The sequence below is a fragment of the Occultella aeris genome, assembly GCF_902703175.1.
Classification (GTDB): domain Bacteria; phylum Actinomycetota; class Actinomycetes; order Actinomycetales; family Beutenbergiaceae; genus Occultella; species Occultella aeris.
In genome coordinates this window covers 171971-187177 of sequence record NZ_CACRYJ010000068.1, presented here as the reverse complement: position 1 = coordinate 187177, position 15207 = coordinate 171971, and the positions used below count along the sequence as shown (strand labels likewise).

14 protein-coding genes are annotated in these 15207 nt (G+C 71.9%); 2 read left to right on the top strand and 12 right to left on the bottom strand.

The window, feature by feature from the left end; genetic code table 11:
* Positions 1-14: 14 nt before the first annotated feature.
* A complete protein-coding gene (locus HALOF300_RS24610; protein WP_156743515.1) occupies positions 15-1745 on the bottom strand; it encodes an L-aspartate oxidase in 1731 nt (576 codons plus the stop codon).
* A 130-nt stretch (positions 1746-1875) separates the two neighbouring features.
* Between HALOF300_RS24610 and HALOF300_RS24605 the strand changes: the two genes are divergently transcribed.
* Positions 1876-2520, top strand: a complete 645-nt coding sequence (locus tag HALOF300_RS24605) for a maleylpyruvate isomerase family mycothiol-dependent enzyme (protein WP_156743514.1) — start codon at positions 1876-1878, stop codon at positions 2518-2520.
* Between the two features lie 49 nt (positions 2521-2569).
* On the opposite strand, the gene dinB is transcribed toward HALOF300_RS24605, so the two are convergent.
* Positions 2570-3832 (bottom strand): DNA polymerase IV, encoded by a 1263-nt coding sequence (dinB, locus tag HALOF300_RS24600; RefSeq protein ID WP_156743513.1) that lies wholly within the window; start codon positions 3830-3832, stop codon positions 2570-2572.
* Positions 3833-4018: 186 nt separating this feature from the next.
* Between dinB and HALOF300_RS24595 the strand changes: the two genes are divergently transcribed.
* The gene (locus tag HALOF300_RS24595; protein WP_156743512.1) at positions 4019-4534 is read left to right on the top strand and encodes a DoxX family protein; all 516 of its coding nucleotides are present in this window, start codon (positions 4019-4021) and stop codon (positions 4532-4534) included.
* Between the two features lie 3 nt (positions 4535-4537).
* On the opposite strand, the gene HALOF300_RS24590 is transcribed toward HALOF300_RS24595, so the two are convergent.
* The 10 genes from HALOF300_RS24590 to HALOF300_RS24545 all read right to left on the bottom strand — a co-directional run bounded on the left by HALOF300_RS24590 (position 4538) and on the right by HALOF300_RS24545 (position 15190).
* Complete coding sequence (locus HALOF300_RS24590; RefSeq protein ID WP_156743511.1) at positions 4538-5062, bottom strand: hypothetical protein; 525 nt, start codon at positions 5060-5062, stop codon at positions 4538-4540.
* 160 nt (positions 5063-5222) lie between these two features.
* A complete protein-coding gene (locus HALOF300_RS24585; RefSeq protein WP_156743510.1) occupies positions 5223-6404 on the bottom strand; it encodes an XdhC family protein in 1182 nt (393 codons plus the stop codon).
* Positions 6404-7414, bottom strand: a complete 1011-nt coding sequence (fgd, locus tag HALOF300_RS24580) for a glucose-6-phosphate dehydrogenase (coenzyme-F420) (RefSeq protein ID WP_156743509.1) — start codon at positions 7412-7414, stop codon at positions 6404-6406. The genes HALOF300_RS24585 and fgd overlap by 1 nt, the downstream gene beginning before the upstream one ends.
* 35 nt (positions 7415-7449) lie before the next feature.
* The gene (locus tag HALOF300_RS24575; RefSeq protein WP_156743508.1) at positions 7450-8400 is read right to left on the bottom strand and encodes a 2-hydroxyacid dehydrogenase; all 951 of its coding nucleotides are present in this window, start codon (positions 8398-8400) and stop codon (positions 7450-7452) included.
* A complete protein-coding gene (locus tag HALOF300_RS24570) occupies positions 8397-9596 on the bottom strand; it encodes an enolase C-terminal domain-like protein (RefSeq protein WP_156743507.1) in 1200 nt (399 codons plus the stop codon). The genes HALOF300_RS24575 and HALOF300_RS24570 overlap by 4 nt, the downstream gene beginning before the upstream one ends.
* A complete protein-coding gene (locus HALOF300_RS24565; RefSeq protein ID WP_156743506.1) occupies positions 9593-10789 on the bottom strand; it encodes an MFS transporter in 1197 nt (398 codons plus the stop codon). Before HALOF300_RS24565 ends, HALOF300_RS24570 begins: the two co-directional genes overlap by 4 nt.
* Positions 10786-12027, bottom strand: coding sequence for an amidohydrolase family protein (locus HALOF300_RS24560; protein ID WP_156743505.1), 1242 nt, complete (start codon positions 12025-12027; stop codon positions 10786-10788). The genes HALOF300_RS24565 and HALOF300_RS24560 overlap by 4 nt, the downstream gene beginning before the upstream one ends.
* A complete protein-coding gene (locus HALOF300_RS24555; RefSeq protein WP_156743504.1) occupies positions 12028-12879 on the bottom strand; it encodes a carbohydrate ABC transporter permease in 852 nt (283 codons plus the stop codon).
* The gene (locus HALOF300_RS24550; protein WP_154794013.1) at positions 12876-13826 is read right to left on the bottom strand and encodes a carbohydrate ABC transporter permease; all 951 of its coding nucleotides are present in this window, start codon (positions 13824-13826) and stop codon (positions 12876-12878) included. Before HALOF300_RS24550 ends, HALOF300_RS24555 begins: the two co-directional genes overlap by 4 nt.
* Before the next feature lie 65 nt (positions 13827-13891).
* Positions 13892-15190: an ABC transporter substrate-binding protein gene (locus tag HALOF300_RS24545; protein WP_156743503.1), complete on the bottom strand. Its 1299-nt coding sequence runs from the start codon at positions 15188-15190 to the stop codon at positions 13892-13894.
* Positions 15191-15207: the final 17 nt, after the last annotated feature.

Genomic DNA, 15207 nt, shown 5'->3' with positions numbered 1-15207 from the left:
GTCCATCTTGGCGGCTACTCGACGAGTTTGCCTTCCTGGCTCACGTCCCCGATGAGTTCGGTGATCTCCGCCGAAACAGGCGGGACCGGCTCGGCGACCACGCCCGCCCCCGGGGACCAGACCAGGTTGACCTGCAGGGCCGGATCCTGGTCCGGGTAGTCGCTGCGGTTGTGGCACCCGCGGGACTCCCGGCGCTCCAGCGCCGCCGCGAGGGTCGCGCGGGCCGCCAGCGCGGAGGCCTTGAGGTCGAACGCGTGGGCGAGATCGGCGTAACCGGCGATGTCCGGGTGGATCCCGACGTCCTCGATCCGCGCCTCGATCGCGTCGAGTTCGGCCAGGCCCGCGAGCAGGCCATCCTCGGAGCGGACCACGCCGGCGTGCTCGGTCATCGTGTTCCGGATCGCCCGCTGAAGGGCACGCACGTTCTCCGAGCCCTCGGCGGCCAGCAGGTCGTCGATCTCGGACCGGGCCCGGGCGACGGCGTCCGCGGACCGGTGCTGCGCCTCGAGTCCGGCCGAATACGCGGCCGCGGCCTGCCCGACGATCCGCCCGAACACGAGGAGTTCGATCAAGGAGTTCCCGCCGAGCCTGTTCGCGCCGTGCAGCCCACTGGAGGCCTCCCCGATCGCGTAGAGCCCGTCGACGTCGGTGCCGTGATCCTCCGGACGCACCCAGACCCCGCCCATCGAGTAGTGCGCGGTGGGTGCGATCTCGATCGGGCTCTTCGTGATGTCGAGCATCTGCAGCTCCAACAGGGTCTGGTACACCCGAGGCAGCCGGGTCATGATCGTCTCGCGCGGGAGATGGGACACGTCGAGCCAGACGCCGCCGTTCGCGGTGCCGCGGCCTTCGCTGATCTCGGTGTAGGCGGCCAGGGCCACCCGGTCCCGGGTGGACAGTTCCATCCGCTCGGGGTCGTAGCGGGACATGAACCGCTCACCGAGACCGTTGCGGAGGATCCCGCCCTCCCCACGGGCCGCCTCGGAGACGAGGGTGCCGGCCGCGTTCTGCGGTTCGAGGATGCCGGAGGGGTGGAACTGCACGAGTTCGGGATCCCGCAGCCTGCCGCCGGCCTCCACGGCGAGCCGGAACGAGTCGCCCGTGTTCTCGTCCCGACGGGAGGACGTGCGGCGCCAGATCCGGGTGTGCCCGCCGGCGGCGAGGATGACGGCGTCGGCGTGGATGAGGTAACGGGTGCCGTCCTCGAGGTCGAACCCGTACGCGCCGAAGACCACGTTGTCACGGACCAGGAGCCGGGTGATGTACACCCCGTCGAGGATCGGGACGTCGAGCTGCTCCGCGCGGCGGACCAGGGTCCGCTGGATCTCCAGGCCCGTGTAGTCGCCGGCGAACGCGGTCCGGCGGTAGGTGTGCGCGCCGAAGTACCGCTGCGAGATCCGGCCGTCGTCCTCGCGAGCGAACGCCATGCCGTAGCGCTCCAGGTCCGCGATCCCCTGGCCAGCGCCCTTGGTGACGATCTCCACGGTGTGCGGGTTCGCCAGGTAGTAGCTCTCCTTGATGGTGTCGGCCGCGTGCTGACGCCAGCTGTCCTGCGGGTCCATGGTGCCGAGCGCGGCGTTGATCCCGCCGGCGGCGAGCGCGGTGTGGGCGTCCATTCGGGGCCGCTTGCCGACCGCGAGCACATCGACACCGGACTCGGCGAGCTCGATGGCCGCCCGCAGTCCGGAGCCACCCGTCCCGATCACGAGGACGGAGGTGGAGAGGCGATGTTCAGCTGCAGGCATCGGATGGGTCCTTCGGGTCGCAGAGGCGGAACCTTTCACTCCTATGACCACGCTACGTCCGAGGACGTGACACCCCCCTGGGCCCAAGGTCCCTGGACACCGGTGACCCGGCCGCGGGAGGCTACCGGGTGTGGCGCGCACCGACCGGACCGGCATCTGGCCCCTGATCCACGCCGAACGAGCGGCACTCGCAGCCGACCTCGCCGACCTGGACGAGGATGCCTGGCGGACCCCCTCCCTGTGCGCGGGCCTGACCGTGCGCGAAGTGCTGGCCCACCTGACCGCGGGCGCCAGCCTGAACGGCATCCGGTGGTTGGCCGGGGTGGTCCGGTGCCGGTTCGACTTCGACAAACAGGTCCGGATGCGCCTGGACGAGCAGCTCGGGTCGTCCGGGGCGGACACGCTGGCGCGCTTCGACGCCGTCCGCGGCGGCACCACGACTCCCCCGCTGCCGCGCCAGGCGATCCTCGGCGAGACGATCGTGCATGGCAGCGACATCCGCCGTCCGCTCGGCCTGGTTCGGACCTTCCCCACCGACACGCTCGTCACGCTGGCCCGGTACTACGCAGGCACGGATCAGGTGGTCGTGGCGAAGGGCCGGATCGGCGGACTGCACCTGCGGGCCGACGACTCCGAGTTCGAGGCGGGCTCCGGCGCGCCCGTGATCGGATCGACGCTCGCACTGATCATGGCGATGACCGGTCGCGCCGACTACTGCGTGGAGCTCACTGGCGAGGGGGCCGCGGTCCTCGCCGAGCGGGCCGTGAGGTCCTGAACCCGGCCGGCGGCGCGGCGGGCCGGGACAGCGCCCCGGTGACCCGCCGTCACCCGAGATCCTTCTCGGCCAGCTCGCGGAAGTCGTCCGGCACACCTGCGCCCCGACCCAGCGTGGCCGGCAGGTAGCCGACCGCGTTCCTGCCGAACCGCGCCCGGGCCGCATCCATCGAGGCGTCGAGCGCCCACCGGGCCGAGCCGATCGCCGATCCGGGCCGCCACGGGTCCTCGGTGCCGAGCGGCAGTTCGAGCTGCACGCCGTGCTGGGGACCGAGGTTGGAGACCGAGATCGCGAGCAGGCTCACCTCGGGCACCGGCTCCCCCTGGTCGCCGAGCGCCTGCCAGACGAGACGCTCCGCCACCTCGGTGATCGTGAGCGTGGACGAGACGGGCGCGCCAAGGGTGCTCGAGCGGGTCACGGTCCGCATTCCTGCGAAGCGCACCCGCACGGTGATGGTGCGCCCGGCCCGGTCCTTCGCGCGCATCCGCCCACCGACCCGCTCGGCCAGGTGACCGAGCACGGATCGGACGAGCTCCGCCGTCGGCTCCCTCCGTCCGAGCGCGGACTGGGCGCCGACGGAACGGGCCCGCTGACCCGCGGACACCCGCCGGGGGTCGGTGTTGTGGGCGAGGGCGTGCAGCCGCTCGCCGGCGGCGGGGCCGAGCAGGGAGCGCAGCATGGCCGGGGTGGCCTGTCCGAGCTCGCCGATGGTGTGGATGCCACGATCGGCCAGGTGCTGCTGGGTCACCGGTCCGACGCCCCACATCAGGGCGACCGGCAACGGATCGAGGAACCCCCGCTCCCGCTCCGGTTCCACCACCACCAGCCCGTCGGGCTTCGCCACCTGGGAGGCGACCTTCGCCAGGTGCTTGGTCCGGGCGGCCCCGACCGAGATCGCGAGCCCGACCTCGGCCCGCACGCGGGCGCGTAGCCGGGCGCCGATCACACCGGGCGGCCCGAACAGGTGCACCGAACCGGACACGTCCAGGAACGCCTCGTCGATGGAGATCCGCTGCACGGCCGGGGTCAGGTCCCCGAGGATGTCCATGACCTGGTCAGCCAACGGCTGGTACCTCGAGAAGTTGCCGCGCACGAAGACCAGCTCCGGGCACAGCCGGGCGGCCCGCCAGCCCGGCATCCCACCCTGCACGCCGAACGCCTTCGCCTCGTACGACGCCGCGAGCACGACGCCCCCGTGCGCACTGCCGCCGACGGCGATCGGCCGGCCGCGCAGCGCAGGGTCCAGCAACTGCTCGACCGACGCGTAGAACGCGTCCAGGTCGGCGTGCAGGATGGTCGGTCCGACGAACACAGACCGAGTCTAATCGCACATCTGTTCGACGTCGAGAGAGTGCGCCGACCGGCCGACCGCGATCGCTATCAGAGGCACACCTCACCGGAACTAGTCATTGACAAGTTACCGTCTTGCCACCTAATCTAGACAGTGACAAGTTGGCGGGTGAGCCGCGCGAACGACTCTCAGCACAGGAGTGGACAGATGGAACCGGTGATCGTGTTGGTAGGGGTGACGGGCGTGCTCCTGGTCATCGGGCGGGTCGGGGTCCGACCACTGCGGCGCCCGGCCGTCGCTCTCCGTGGCGGCCTGGCGGCCATGTTCCTGCTCACCGGTGGTTCGCACTTCGTCGGCATGCGACCAGAGATGATCGCGATGGTGCCCGACTGGGTTCCCGCACCCGAGTTCGTCGTGACGCTGACCGGTCTCGCCGAGATCGCCGGCGCGATCGGCCTGCTGTGGCCGCGCACGGTGGCCGCGGCGGCCAGTTGCCTGACGCTACTGCTCGTCGTCATGTTCCCCGCGAACGTGCACCTTGCCCTCTCGGGCGGCCCGCTGCCCTGGTGGGACGAGCTACTTCCCCGCACCATCGCGCAACTGGTGTTCCTGGCGGCCACCACGACCGTCGCCGTCGATGCCTGGCGGCGACACAGCCGCGGTCTGCGGCGCCGGGACGAGGACGTGCGCGAGCCGGATGCGGTGCGCACCGGCGCCCGCTGAGGTTCAGCCCGCGGCGACGACCCAGGTGCCGACGTCCATCAGAGTGACACTCTCGAGCTCGGCGGAGTCCGCGGTCAGCAGTGCCACGCAGTCGACGAGTGGCTCGTCGTCGGTGAAGCCGGCGTTCGCGGAGCCGTCAACGGTGCAGTCGTAGTCGCCGATCACCTGCAACGGCTGCGCATCGGCGCCGTTCGAGACCTCGCCGGACCACTGGTCGGGTGCGAGCGATGGCATCAGGTCACGGTCGACGTCCTGGATCGTGCCCTCCGTCAGCCCCATGGTGACCGTCACGAACCACGGGACCCGGCCCGCCAACGAGGACGCGTCGACACCCATCGTGCTCAGGTCCTCGACCGTGCCTGCGCGAACGTCCGTCACGGTCACGGCGAGCGACGCCGCCTCCCCGGCGCTCACCTCGACCGACGTCCCGACGGCGAGGTCGTCACCGTCGCCGCTCGCCGCCGAGCAGGCGGACGTCAGCAGGAGGAGGGCCGTGGACGCGGCGGCGACAGGCAGGATGCGGCGCATCTGCACAGATTAGCGGTGGGTTCCGGCCCTGCGAGGCGTCCGACGACGCCAGAGGCGGGACCACCGCGATTCGATCTCGGCGACCACCCCTGGCCGCAGTTCATGGGCCCCGCCGGCCGTCGACCGGCCGGTGCTCCTACCGGCCTGAGCGGCCGCGGCGTCAGGCCGGCGGAGCCGGGTCCCTGCCCGCGCCCGCATCGCGGTGGATCGGGCCGCTCAGTTCCGCCAACGGACGACCGGACCCGCCCGCACGTGCCGCTACGACGTGCGACATGATCGACACGGCGGTCTCACGAGGGCTGCGGCCGGCCAGGTCGAGCCCGACCGGTGAGTGCAGCCGGGAGAGGGCTTGCTCGTCGAGGCCGCGCTCGCGCAGGCGCTCGAGCCGATCGGCGTGCGTGCGGCGCGAGCCCATCGCCCCGACGAAGCCGACGTCGGCGCCGAGCGCGACCTCGAGCAGCGGCTCGTCGAACTTCGGGTCGTGAGTGAGCACGAGGACCACGGTACGAGCGTCGACCCGGCCCGCGGCCTGCTCGCCGGCCAGGTAGCGGTGCGGCCAGTCGATCACGACCTCATGGGCGTCCGGGAACCGTGCGCGGGTGGCGAAGGCCGACCGCGCGTCACAGAGGGTCACCTCGAAGCCGAGGAACCTGGCCATCGACACCACGGCGGCGGCGAAGTCCGTGACCCCGGCGACGATCAGTCGCGGGGGCGGCGCGACGACGTCGACGAGCACGCGGATACCCACGCCCTGCCGGGACCCATCGACCCCGTAGGTGAGCTCCGCGGTCCGACCGGTCTCGAGCACCGCCGCGGCGTCGGCCGCCAGTGCCGCGTCCAGCCAGACCGACCCGGTCGCCCCGCTCGCCCGGCCCACGTCGTCGACACTCAGCACGGCACCCTGACTGGTCACCGCACCCTCGGCACCGTCGACCACGGTGGCCAGGGCCGTGGCGCGTCCGGCCGCCACGGCAGCTGCGAATGCCGTCAGCGCTGCCGCTGCAGCGTCGGCGTCGCCGGCAGGTGCGGACCCATCGCCCGGCTCCACCCGCTGGACGAGCACCTCGATCGTCCCCCCGCAGGTGAGCCCGACTGCGCCAGCCACCTCATCGCTGACGCCGTACCGCACGAGGCGAGGTGCGCCGTCGGCCAGGACCTCGCCCGCGAGGGCATAGACGTCCCCCTCCACGCAGCCGCCTGACACCGACCCGACCACGGACCCGTCGGAGCGCACGAGCATCCGCGCCCCACTCTCGCGCGGCGCCGAGCTCCAGGTGGAGACGACCGTGGCGAGCGCGAAGGGTTCCCGCTCACTCGCGATCGCATCGAGGACGGCGTACATCAGGCCTCGCGCACCGCCCGAGCCCGGAGCCGGGGCAGGATGTGCTCGGCGTAGCGCTCGATGAAGGCGGCCTGGTCCGCGCCGGGGTCGTGGAACACCAGGTGCGTGAAACCCATCTCGACGTAGGCCCAGATCGCGTCGACGTGCTCGTCCGGGTCGTCGGAGACGATCCATCGGCTCGCGGTCCGCTCAACCGGGAGGGCGTCGGAGAGCCGCTGCATCTCGACCGGGTCCTCGACACCGGTCTTCTCCTCCGACGTCAGCGCGAGCGCGCCCCAGTTCCGGGTGACGTCCATGGCGCGGGCACGGTCGGTGTCGAAGGACACCTTCACCTCGATCGTCAGGTCCAGGTCCGCGAGGGTCCGCGCGGACTTCGCGGCACCGTCGGCCAGCGCCGGCAGCAGCGTCTCGGTGTAGAGCTCGCGGCCCTTCCCGCTCGTGCAGATGAACCCGTCGCCGAGGCGGCCGGCCAGCCGGGTGGCCGCGGGGCCCGAGGCCGCGATGTAGATCGGCACCGGAGACTCGGGCAGGTCGTAGATGGTCGCGTTGCGGGTGCTGTAGTAGTTGCCCTCGATCGTGACCCGCTCACCGGCCCAGAGCGCCTGGATCAGCGCAATGGCCTCCTTGAACCGGGCGAACCGCTCCTTGCCGGCCGGCCACTCGAGTCCGAGCGGTGACTCGTTCATCGCCTCGCCGGACCCGACGCCGAGGATCACCCGCCCGGGGGCCAGGCAGCCGAGCGTCGCGAAAGCCTGCGCCACGACGCCGGGGTGGTAGCGCAGAGTCGGCGTCAGCACGCTGGTGCCCAGGAGCACCCGCTCCGTGCTGGCTGCCGCCGCACCGAGCCACGGCAGGGCGGCCGGTGCGTGGCCGCCGTCGTGGCGCCACGGCTGGAGGTGATCGCTGACGAAGACCGAGTCGAAGCCGGCCTGTTCGGCAAGCACGGTGTAGTCGAGCAGGTCGCGGGGGGCGAACTGCTCGGCGGAGGCCTTGTAGCCCAGGCGCAGCATGGTGTTCCTTCGGGGGTTCGTCGGGTCGGGGGAGGTCAGGTGGCGTCGAGCTCGGCGCGGATCACGTCCCGCACGAGCGCGCGCACGCGTTGGCGGGCCTGCTCGGTGCCGGCGGCGATGTGCGGTGTCAGGAAGACGTTGTCCAGGTCCAGCAACGGGCTGAACGCCGGCAGCGGCTCGGTCGCGAACACGTCCAGCGCCGCGGCCGCCGGGCGGCCGGCCCGGAGGGCGTCGACCAGCGCGGCCTCGTCGACGAGTTCGCCGCGGGCGGCATTCACGAGGACGCTGCCCTCCCGCATGCCCGCCAGGCGGGCGGCGTTGAGCAGGTGCCGGGTGCCGTCGGTGAGCGGGGCGTGCAGAGTGACCAGGTCGCTGCCGGCGAGCAGCTCGTCGAGGTCCACCTGGGTCGCCCCCTCGGCGTCCGCGGCGGTCAGCGGGCGCGGGTCGCTGCACAGCACCCTGGCGCCGAAACCTCGCACCCGCCGGTGCACGGCGCGGCCGATCGCGCCGAAGCCGACGATGCCCACGGTCATGGCGCCGAGCTCCCGGCCGAGTGGGCGGGCGTGCCAGCCGTCGCTGCGCAGGTCCCGGTCCGCGCCGACGCCGTCCCGAAGGGTGGTCAGCATCGCCAGCAGGGTCCAGTCCGCGACCGCCTCGGCGTTGTAGCCGGGAGCGTTGACGACCCGGATGCCCGCGGCCGCCGCAGCGGCCAGGTCCACGACGCCGTCGAGCCCGACAGCGGGGTGCACGAGCAGCCGGCAGCGCCCCATCCGGGCCAGCACGGCGGCATCCAGGGGGTAGCGCCGCGCCGCGTCGCCGACCACGATGTCCGCGCGTTCGAGGTCGGGGAGGAGGTGCCCGATCGGGGCACCGTCGGCGAGCACCACCTCGACACGCGCGGCGCGCTCCACCCAGGACTCCACCAGGTCCCTCGGGTAGGCGGACAGGCACACCAGCACGGTGCCGGTGGGGCTCGTGGTGTTCATGCGCCGGTCCCGACCACACGCTCGGAGACGACGGTCGCCGGATCGATCGCCATCCCGAGGCCGGGCCGTGTCGGCGCGGCGATGCGACCGTTGACCGGACGGACCGGCGCGGCGAGGAAGTGCTGGTACATCGGCATCAGCCGGTGCAGGTACTCCATCTGCGGGATCAGGGCGGGCGAGGCCGCGAACGAGACCGCTGCGTTGCACTGCAGCGACTGCCCGTGCGGGATGAGCTGCCCGCCGGCCGCGCTGATCAGAGCCATGATCTTCGTGGTCTCGGAGATGCCACCGTCCCAGTGCGGGTCGGGCTGGTACAGGTCGAGGGTGTCGGTGGCGATCAGGTCGGCGTAGCCCCAGCGCCCGTACTCATGCTCGCCGCCGGCGATCCGGACGCCGACGGGCAGGCGGCTGCGCAGGGTTCGGTAGCCGGCCACCTCGTCCGCGAGCAGCGGCTCCTCGATCCAGGCCACGCGCAGGTCCCGGGTGGCGTGCGCGACGTCGAGGGTGAACGGCACGTCCCACCCGCTCCACGCGTCGAGCATGATGTCGACGTCCGGGCCCGCCGCGTCCCGCACGGTGCCGACGAGTGCGACGACGGCGTCCAACCCGGCCCGCCCGTCCTCGGGGCCCCAGCGCGGGAACCACTTCAGGCCGCGGTAACCCTGCTCGACCAGGTCGGCCGTGCGGGCCGAGACCTGCTTCAGCTCGAGGCTGTCACCCAGCGTGGACACGTACGCCGGGATGTCGGTCCGGGTGGGCCCGCCGAGGAGCACGTGCGCCGGCACCGCGAGGTGCTGGCCGCGAAGGTCCCAGAGAGCGCAGTCGACGGCGGAGAGCGCCACCATCCCGGCACCCCGGCGGCCGTGGATCGAGGAGCGGTACAGCACGTCCCAGATCCGTTCGGTCGCGAGCGGGTCCGCGCCGAGCAGCAGCGGCCGGAGCGTGCGCATGATGATGAACGCCTGCTCGCCGGACAGTTGCGCGGTGCTCCCGACCAGGCCGGTGTCGGTCTCGATGTGCAGGAAAGTCGATCGGATCTCGTACCGCCCCGGGGCCACCTCGGGAAACTCCTGCGCTCCGGCGGCGCGGAACTCCGGGTACACGTCGCTCGGGCGGCGCAGCCGGTCGGCGAAGATCGGCTCCGGGGCGTCGATGTGCCCCACGTACTCGACGCACCTGACGTCGGTGATGATCACGGGGTGTCCTCTCGATCGGTGGGTGCGGGAGCCCGGCGCGCAAGCACCGGTGCGAGCCCCATGATGCCCACGACTGCGACGGCTACCGCACCGGCGAGCAGTGCGCCGTCACCGCTCCAGGCGGTACCGGCCGCGAAACCGAGCACGGACGCTCCGGCCGCGGTGCCGCCGTCGAACGCCGCGTTCCAGACCGCACTCGCGGTGGGCGCGTCCTGCTCGGGCACGGCGCTGTAACTCAGGTCCAGCAGCACCGTCTGCATGCCGCCGTAGGTGAGCCCGAACAGGGCGGCGCCCACCATGAGCGTGGCGACCGTTCCTCCTGCGAGGCCGTGCGCGGTCAGGATCAGGCCGGCGACCCCGACGACCAGCAGCAGCGGGTACAGGCCGCGGTGCCCGATCCGGTCGGTGAGATGGCCGATCCGCCATCGCGCCACCATCCCCACGGCCCCGTACAGGAGCAGCGCGGTACCGGCTGTGCCGCCCGCGGGCAGCTGGAGCGGCAGGATCGTGACCAGACCTCCCCCGGCGGCCGTGACGGTGAGCAGCACCGCGGCCGGGATCAGCAGTGGAAGCAGGACCCGCCGCCAGGGGCCGGATCCGTTCGCCGGGCCACCGAGCGGGGTGCGGGAGACAGGGTGGGCCGCGACCAGCGCCACCACCGGCACGAAGCCGAGCGTCGCGACGACGGCGAAAGACCCGCCAAGGGTCAGCGCGGCGCCGCCGGCGATGCCGAGCATCATCGGGACCGCGGCCGCCAGGCCGAAGATGCCGATGGCCTCGCCCCGCCGGTGCGCGGGGGCGGCGCGCGGGATCGCGAGCGCGCCGACAACCGTGACCAGGGCGAACCCGACACCTCGCACCGCGGAGATCGCATACAGCGCCCAGAGATCGGTGCCGAGCAGGTACAGCGGCGACGGCAGGCCGAGCAGCAGACAACCCACGATCAGCAGGGTGCGCGTGGAGTACCTGCGCATGAGCGTGGCCGAGCAGAGCTGGACGAGGACGGTGACGCCGAGCATCACCCCCGTCACGGTGCCGACCACGGTGTCCGCGTGGCCGTGCTGGGCGGCCCAGGCAGGCAGCGCGGCGAGCGTGATGGAGAAGCTGGTCAGGCCCGCGAAGCACAGCACGAAGACCGCGCGGATCTCCTCGATCGCCCACAGCGACCCGGGGCGGGTGGTGGCGACGCTCATCCGGTCACCTCGTGCACGGGACCGGAACGGTCGACGGCGGTGCGTGCGACGAGCCGTCCGGCTCGCCAGACGAGCCGCTCGGCCGAGGCGAGGGCGACGGCGTCGCCCACGGAGTCGGCGCGGATCGCGACCAGGTCCGCGCGCGCCCCTGGCACGGGGCCGGCCGGTGGGTGGCCGATGACGGCGCGGGCGTCGGTCCCGATCATCGACCAGGCACGCTCCGGGCTCTGGTGCGCCGCGGTGACGGCCAGCGACGCGGTCTCGAGCGGGTCGAGCCGGCCGGCCGGGTTGAACGGGTCGCGCACGTTGTCGCCACCTGCCGCGACGCGCACCCCCGCCGCCAGGAGGGCGTCGACCGCGGTCAGGCCCCGAGGCCGGGGCCACGTGCGGCGGCCCTGCAGGTAGAGGTTCGTCGCCGGCAGGGTCACCACGGACACCCCGGCCGCGGCGACCTCGGCGGCCACGTCCGCGGCCACGCCGGGATCCTGGAAGCCGAGCGAGACGCAGTGGCTCGCGGTGACCGGCACGCCCACCTGCGTGGCCAGAACGGCGAGGCGGCGCAGCAGCAGCATGGAAGGGTCCGTGGTCTCGTCGACGTGCAGGTCCACGGGCACACCACGCTCGGCGGCGACCGCGACGCACTCCTCCAGCGCCGCGACCGGGTCCGCCTCGTTCGAGGGGTTGCCGCCCACGACGTCGGCCCCGGCGTCGAGGGCGTCGGTCAGCCGGCGCCGGTGCACCCGCCACGTCTCCCCCGCGCCCGGGCCGCCGACGTGCGCGACCAGTTCCAGGTCCACGAGGTCCCGCAGGTCCTCCCGCACGGCCACGAGCGAGAGCACCGCACGCACCCCGAGGAGGCGACCGCACCCGACGTGGCTGCGCACCGCCGTCGTCCCGTTGGAGACAAGGGTACGCAGCGCGCGCCGCGCCCGGGACTGCACGTCCGCATCGGACGCGTCCGCGAGGATCGTCTGATAGCCGGCCATCGCCCCGGCGAGGGTGCCGTCACCGGTGGGTACCCGGTCCGCGGTGAACACCTTGTCCAGGTGCGCGTGCGGCTCGACGAACGCCCCGGCGAGCAGGTACCCGGTCAGATCCGTGCTCGAGCCGGCGGGTTCATCCGTGCTGCTGTCCGGCGTGCCCGCGGGGAGCACGGCGGCGACCTGTTCACCCTCGATGCGGACGTCAACGCGTTCACCGGAGGCCAGGTGCGCGCCGCGTAGGAGATGTGCCGCCATTCAGCCCTTCACCCCGCCGCCCGCGATCTGGGTGACGTACCGCTGCAGGTATCCGAAGATGGCGAGCACCGGGATCATCACAAGCACTCCGGCCGCCAGCAGGCGGCCCCAGTCGGTGGTGAACTCCCCGATCAGGGAGTTCAGGCCCACGGACAGGGTGCGCTTGGCGTCGGTGTCGATGAACGTGTTGGCGTAGAGGAACTCCTCCCACACCTGGATGATCGTGAACACCGCCGCGGCCATCACACCGGGCATCGCCGGGGGCAGGACCACCTGCCACAGCGCCCGGAACCGGGAGCAGCCGTCGATGAAGGCAGCTTCCTCGGTCTCCACCGGTACCGCCATGAAGTAGTTGCGCATCAGCCAGATACAGAACGGCAGCGCGAACGAGATGTAGACCAGGATCAGGCCGGTCAGCGAGTCGAGCAGGCCGAGCGTCTTGACCGTGATGAACAGCGGGATCGCGAGCATGACCGCCGGGAACATCTGTGCGGCCACGACGATGAGCAGCATGCCGCGGTTCCCGATGAACGTGAACCGGGCGAAGCCGTAGCCCGCCAGGATCGCGAGCAGCAGGGCGATCGTGGTCGTGGCCGCCGCGACGATCACCGAGTTCAGGAAGTACGTGAAGAAGTTCGTGTCCGCGATCTTCTCGAAGTTGCCGAGGTAGAACCCACTGGGCAGCAGCCGCTTGTCGACGCCGTTGAGCTCCATCGGGGTCTTGAACGCGGACAGCACCATCCACGCGAACGGCAGCAGAGTGCCGAGCAGGAGCAGGATCGCGAAGGCGTGGGCGCCGGGCGAGGCGTAGCGCCGGTCCCGGCGGCGCGGGCGTGTGGTCGGGGTGGTCACCGCTTGTCTCCCTTGCGTCCCTCGACCACGTAGAAGTACACGACGGCGACCGCCATCATCATCACGAAGATGATCACGGAGATGGCCGCGGCCTTGCCGAAGTCGAACTCGGTGAACGCGGTCCGGTAGGCCATCGTGGTCAGGATCTCCGTGGCTCCCACGGGACCGCCGCGAGTGAACAGCCAGATGCCGTTGAAGTTGTTGATCGCGCCGGAGATCGTGGTCAGCGTGACCAGCGCGAGCGAGGTGCGGATGCCGGGTACGGTCACGTTCCGGAACCGCTGCCAGGCGTTCGCGCCGTCCATCATCGCGGCCTCGTGCTGCTCCGGCGGGATCTGCTGCATCCCCGCGAGCAGGATCACGGCGGTGAACGGCGTCCACTTCCAGGCACTGATCAGGACCAGGACGCCGAGGACGAACCGGGTGTCGGCCAGCCAGACCGGCGGGTTCTCCCAGAGCCCGGTGCCGCGCAGGATCTCGTTGATGGGGCCGGAGACCGGGTCCAGGAGGAACCGCCAGATCAGCGCGACCAGCACGGTCGGCACCACCCACGGCACGATGAGCGTGGTCCGGATCGCACCCCGGGCGAACAGCTTCTTGTTCAGCGTGTTCGCGATGACGAGCCCGAGGCCGACCTGCACGATGAGCGCGGCGCCCGCCCAGACCAGAGTGCGGCCCATGACGACCCAGAACGCCGGGTCGCGGAAGAGTCCCGTGAAGTTGTCGAACCCGGCGAACGTGTCCTGCCCCGGCGCGAGCAGGCTCGCGTTCAGGAAGCTGGTGCCGATCGCGTTGAACACCGGGTACCCGATGATCAGTGCGATGGCCACGAAGGCCGGTCCGATGTAGAGGATCGGTGCGAGGCGTTGCCTGCGGACGCGCTGCTTGCGCGCGTGGGCTGCGTGTTCGGGCGACGTGCGCGGGCGCTCAGTGGTGATGGTTGCCATGGTCTTCCTGGCTCGGGTCCGGAGCCGGTCGCCGCCAGGGGCGGGGCGACCGGCTCGGTGGCGGACTAGCTGGAGAGCTTCTGATTGGTCTCTTCGGCGGCAGCGGCCAGGGCGTCGGCGGGTGCCTGCTGCCCCTGGATCACCGCGTCCCACATATTGGCCATGACGCCCCACTCGATGTCGCCCCAGACGGGCAGCGCCGGGCGTGCCCTGGAGACCTCCATCTGCTCGACGAACACGAGCCGGTCGGGATCCTCGGAGGCCCAGTCGGAGTCGATGACGTCCCGGCGGCCCGGGATGTTGCCGGTGTCCTGGATGTAGGGCATCTGGTCGGAGGCGGTCAGCCAGCTGACGAGCTCCCAGGCCAGATCGCTCTGGCCGGAGTTGTGCCCGACGCTGATCGTCGCGCCGCCGAGGACGGATGCCTGCGAGGCGCCGCCGGGCAGCGGAGCCACCGCCCAGTCCAGCTCCGGGTTTCCCTCGACGACGGGCGCCGTGCCCCACGGCCCGATCGCCATCATGGCGCAGCGACCCTGGACGAACGGAGCCACGTACTGGTCCCAGCTCGCGTTGGAGCCGACGAACTCCGGCGGTGCCACCTTGTCACCGACCGCGAGGCCGGCGTAGAACGCGAAGGCCTCCTGGCCCAGGTCGTCGGCGAACGTCGCGGTGGTGAGATCCTCGCTGAGGATGGTCCCGCCGTTCTGCCAGAGCCACGGCCAGAACAGGAACGCACCCTGACCCTGGGCGCCCATCATGTACCCGTACTGGTCCCCACCCGTGAGCTCGATCGCGGCCTCTCGCAGCTCGTCCCAGGTGGTCGGCACCGCGATGCCGGCACCGTCGAGTAGCTCACGGTTGTAGTAGAGGCCCACGTTGTTCGTCGTGTACGGGAGCCCGAAGAGGCTGCCGTCGTAGCTCGAGCTGGCGAGCAACTCGTCGCCGAAGTCGCCGGTCACCGAGCTCGCCTGGTCCGTGACGTCGGCGAGCACCTGCGCGGCCGCGAGCTGCGGCACCGAGGAGACGTCCACGATCGCCACGTCCGGGCCGGACCCGCCACTGCTCGTGGTGGTCAGCTTCGGGACGAGATCCTGGGTGGGGATGCCCTGGACGTTCACGGTGACGCCGTTGGCCTCACCCCACGCCAGGACGGCGCGCTGCAGACCCGAGTCGGAGTCGCCGGCGATCGCCGCGTTCGCCCAGAGTTCCAGGGTGCCACCGCCGGAACCGGAGCCGCCGCCGGTCGGGTCGTCACCGCCGCCACCGGAGCCGGTGCCGCAGGCGGCGAGGGTGAGGCCGGACGCGACGCCGCCACCGATGGCGAGCAGCTGACGGCGGCTGAGGCGGGGAGAGGAAGTGCTCATGTTCTTCGTTCCTTGTC

Excerpts from the sequence above, each read along its gene's own strand:
- HALOF300_RS24595 (WP_156743512.1), top strand. The coding sequence starts at position 4,019 with ATGGAACCGGTGATCGTGTTGGTAGGGGTGACGGGCGTGCTCCTGGTC.
- HALOF300_RS24545 (WP_156743503.1), bottom strand. The coding sequence starts at position 15,190 with ATGAGCACTTCCTCTCCCCGCCTCAGCCGCCGTCAGCTGCTCGCCATC.
- HALOF300_RS24560 (WP_156743505.1), bottom strand. The coding sequence starts at position 12,027 with ATGGCGGCACATCTCCTACGCGGCGCGCACCTGGCCTCCGGTGAACGC.
- HALOF300_RS24565 (WP_156743506.1), bottom strand. The coding sequence starts at position 10,789 with ATGAGCGTCGCCACCACCCGCCCCGGGTCGCTGTGGGCGATCGAGGAG.
- HALOF300_RS24590 (WP_156743511.1), bottom strand. The coding sequence starts at position 5,062 with ATGCGCCGCATCCTGCCTGTCGCCGCCGCGTCCACGGCCCTCCTCCTG.
- HALOF300_RS24585 (WP_156743510.1), bottom strand. The coding sequence starts at position 6,404 with ATGTACGCCGTCCTCGATGCGATCGCGAGTGAGCGGGAACCCTTCGCG.
- fgd (WP_156743509.1), bottom strand. The coding sequence starts at position 7,414 with ATGCTGCGCCTGGGCTACAAGGCCTCCGCCGAGCAGTTCGCCCCCCGC.
- HALOF300_RS24610 (WP_156743515.1), bottom strand. The coding sequence starts at position 1,745 with ATGCCTGCAGCTGAACATCGCCTCTCCACCTCCGTCCTCGTGATCGGG.
- HALOF300_RS24575 (WP_156743508.1), bottom strand. The coding sequence starts at position 8,400 with ATGAACACCACGAGCCCCACCGGCACCGTGCTGGTGTGCCTGTCCGCC.
- HALOF300_RS24550 (WP_154794013.1), bottom strand. The coding sequence starts at position 13,826 with ATGGCAACCATCACCACTGAGCGCCCGCGCACGTCGCCCGAACACGCA.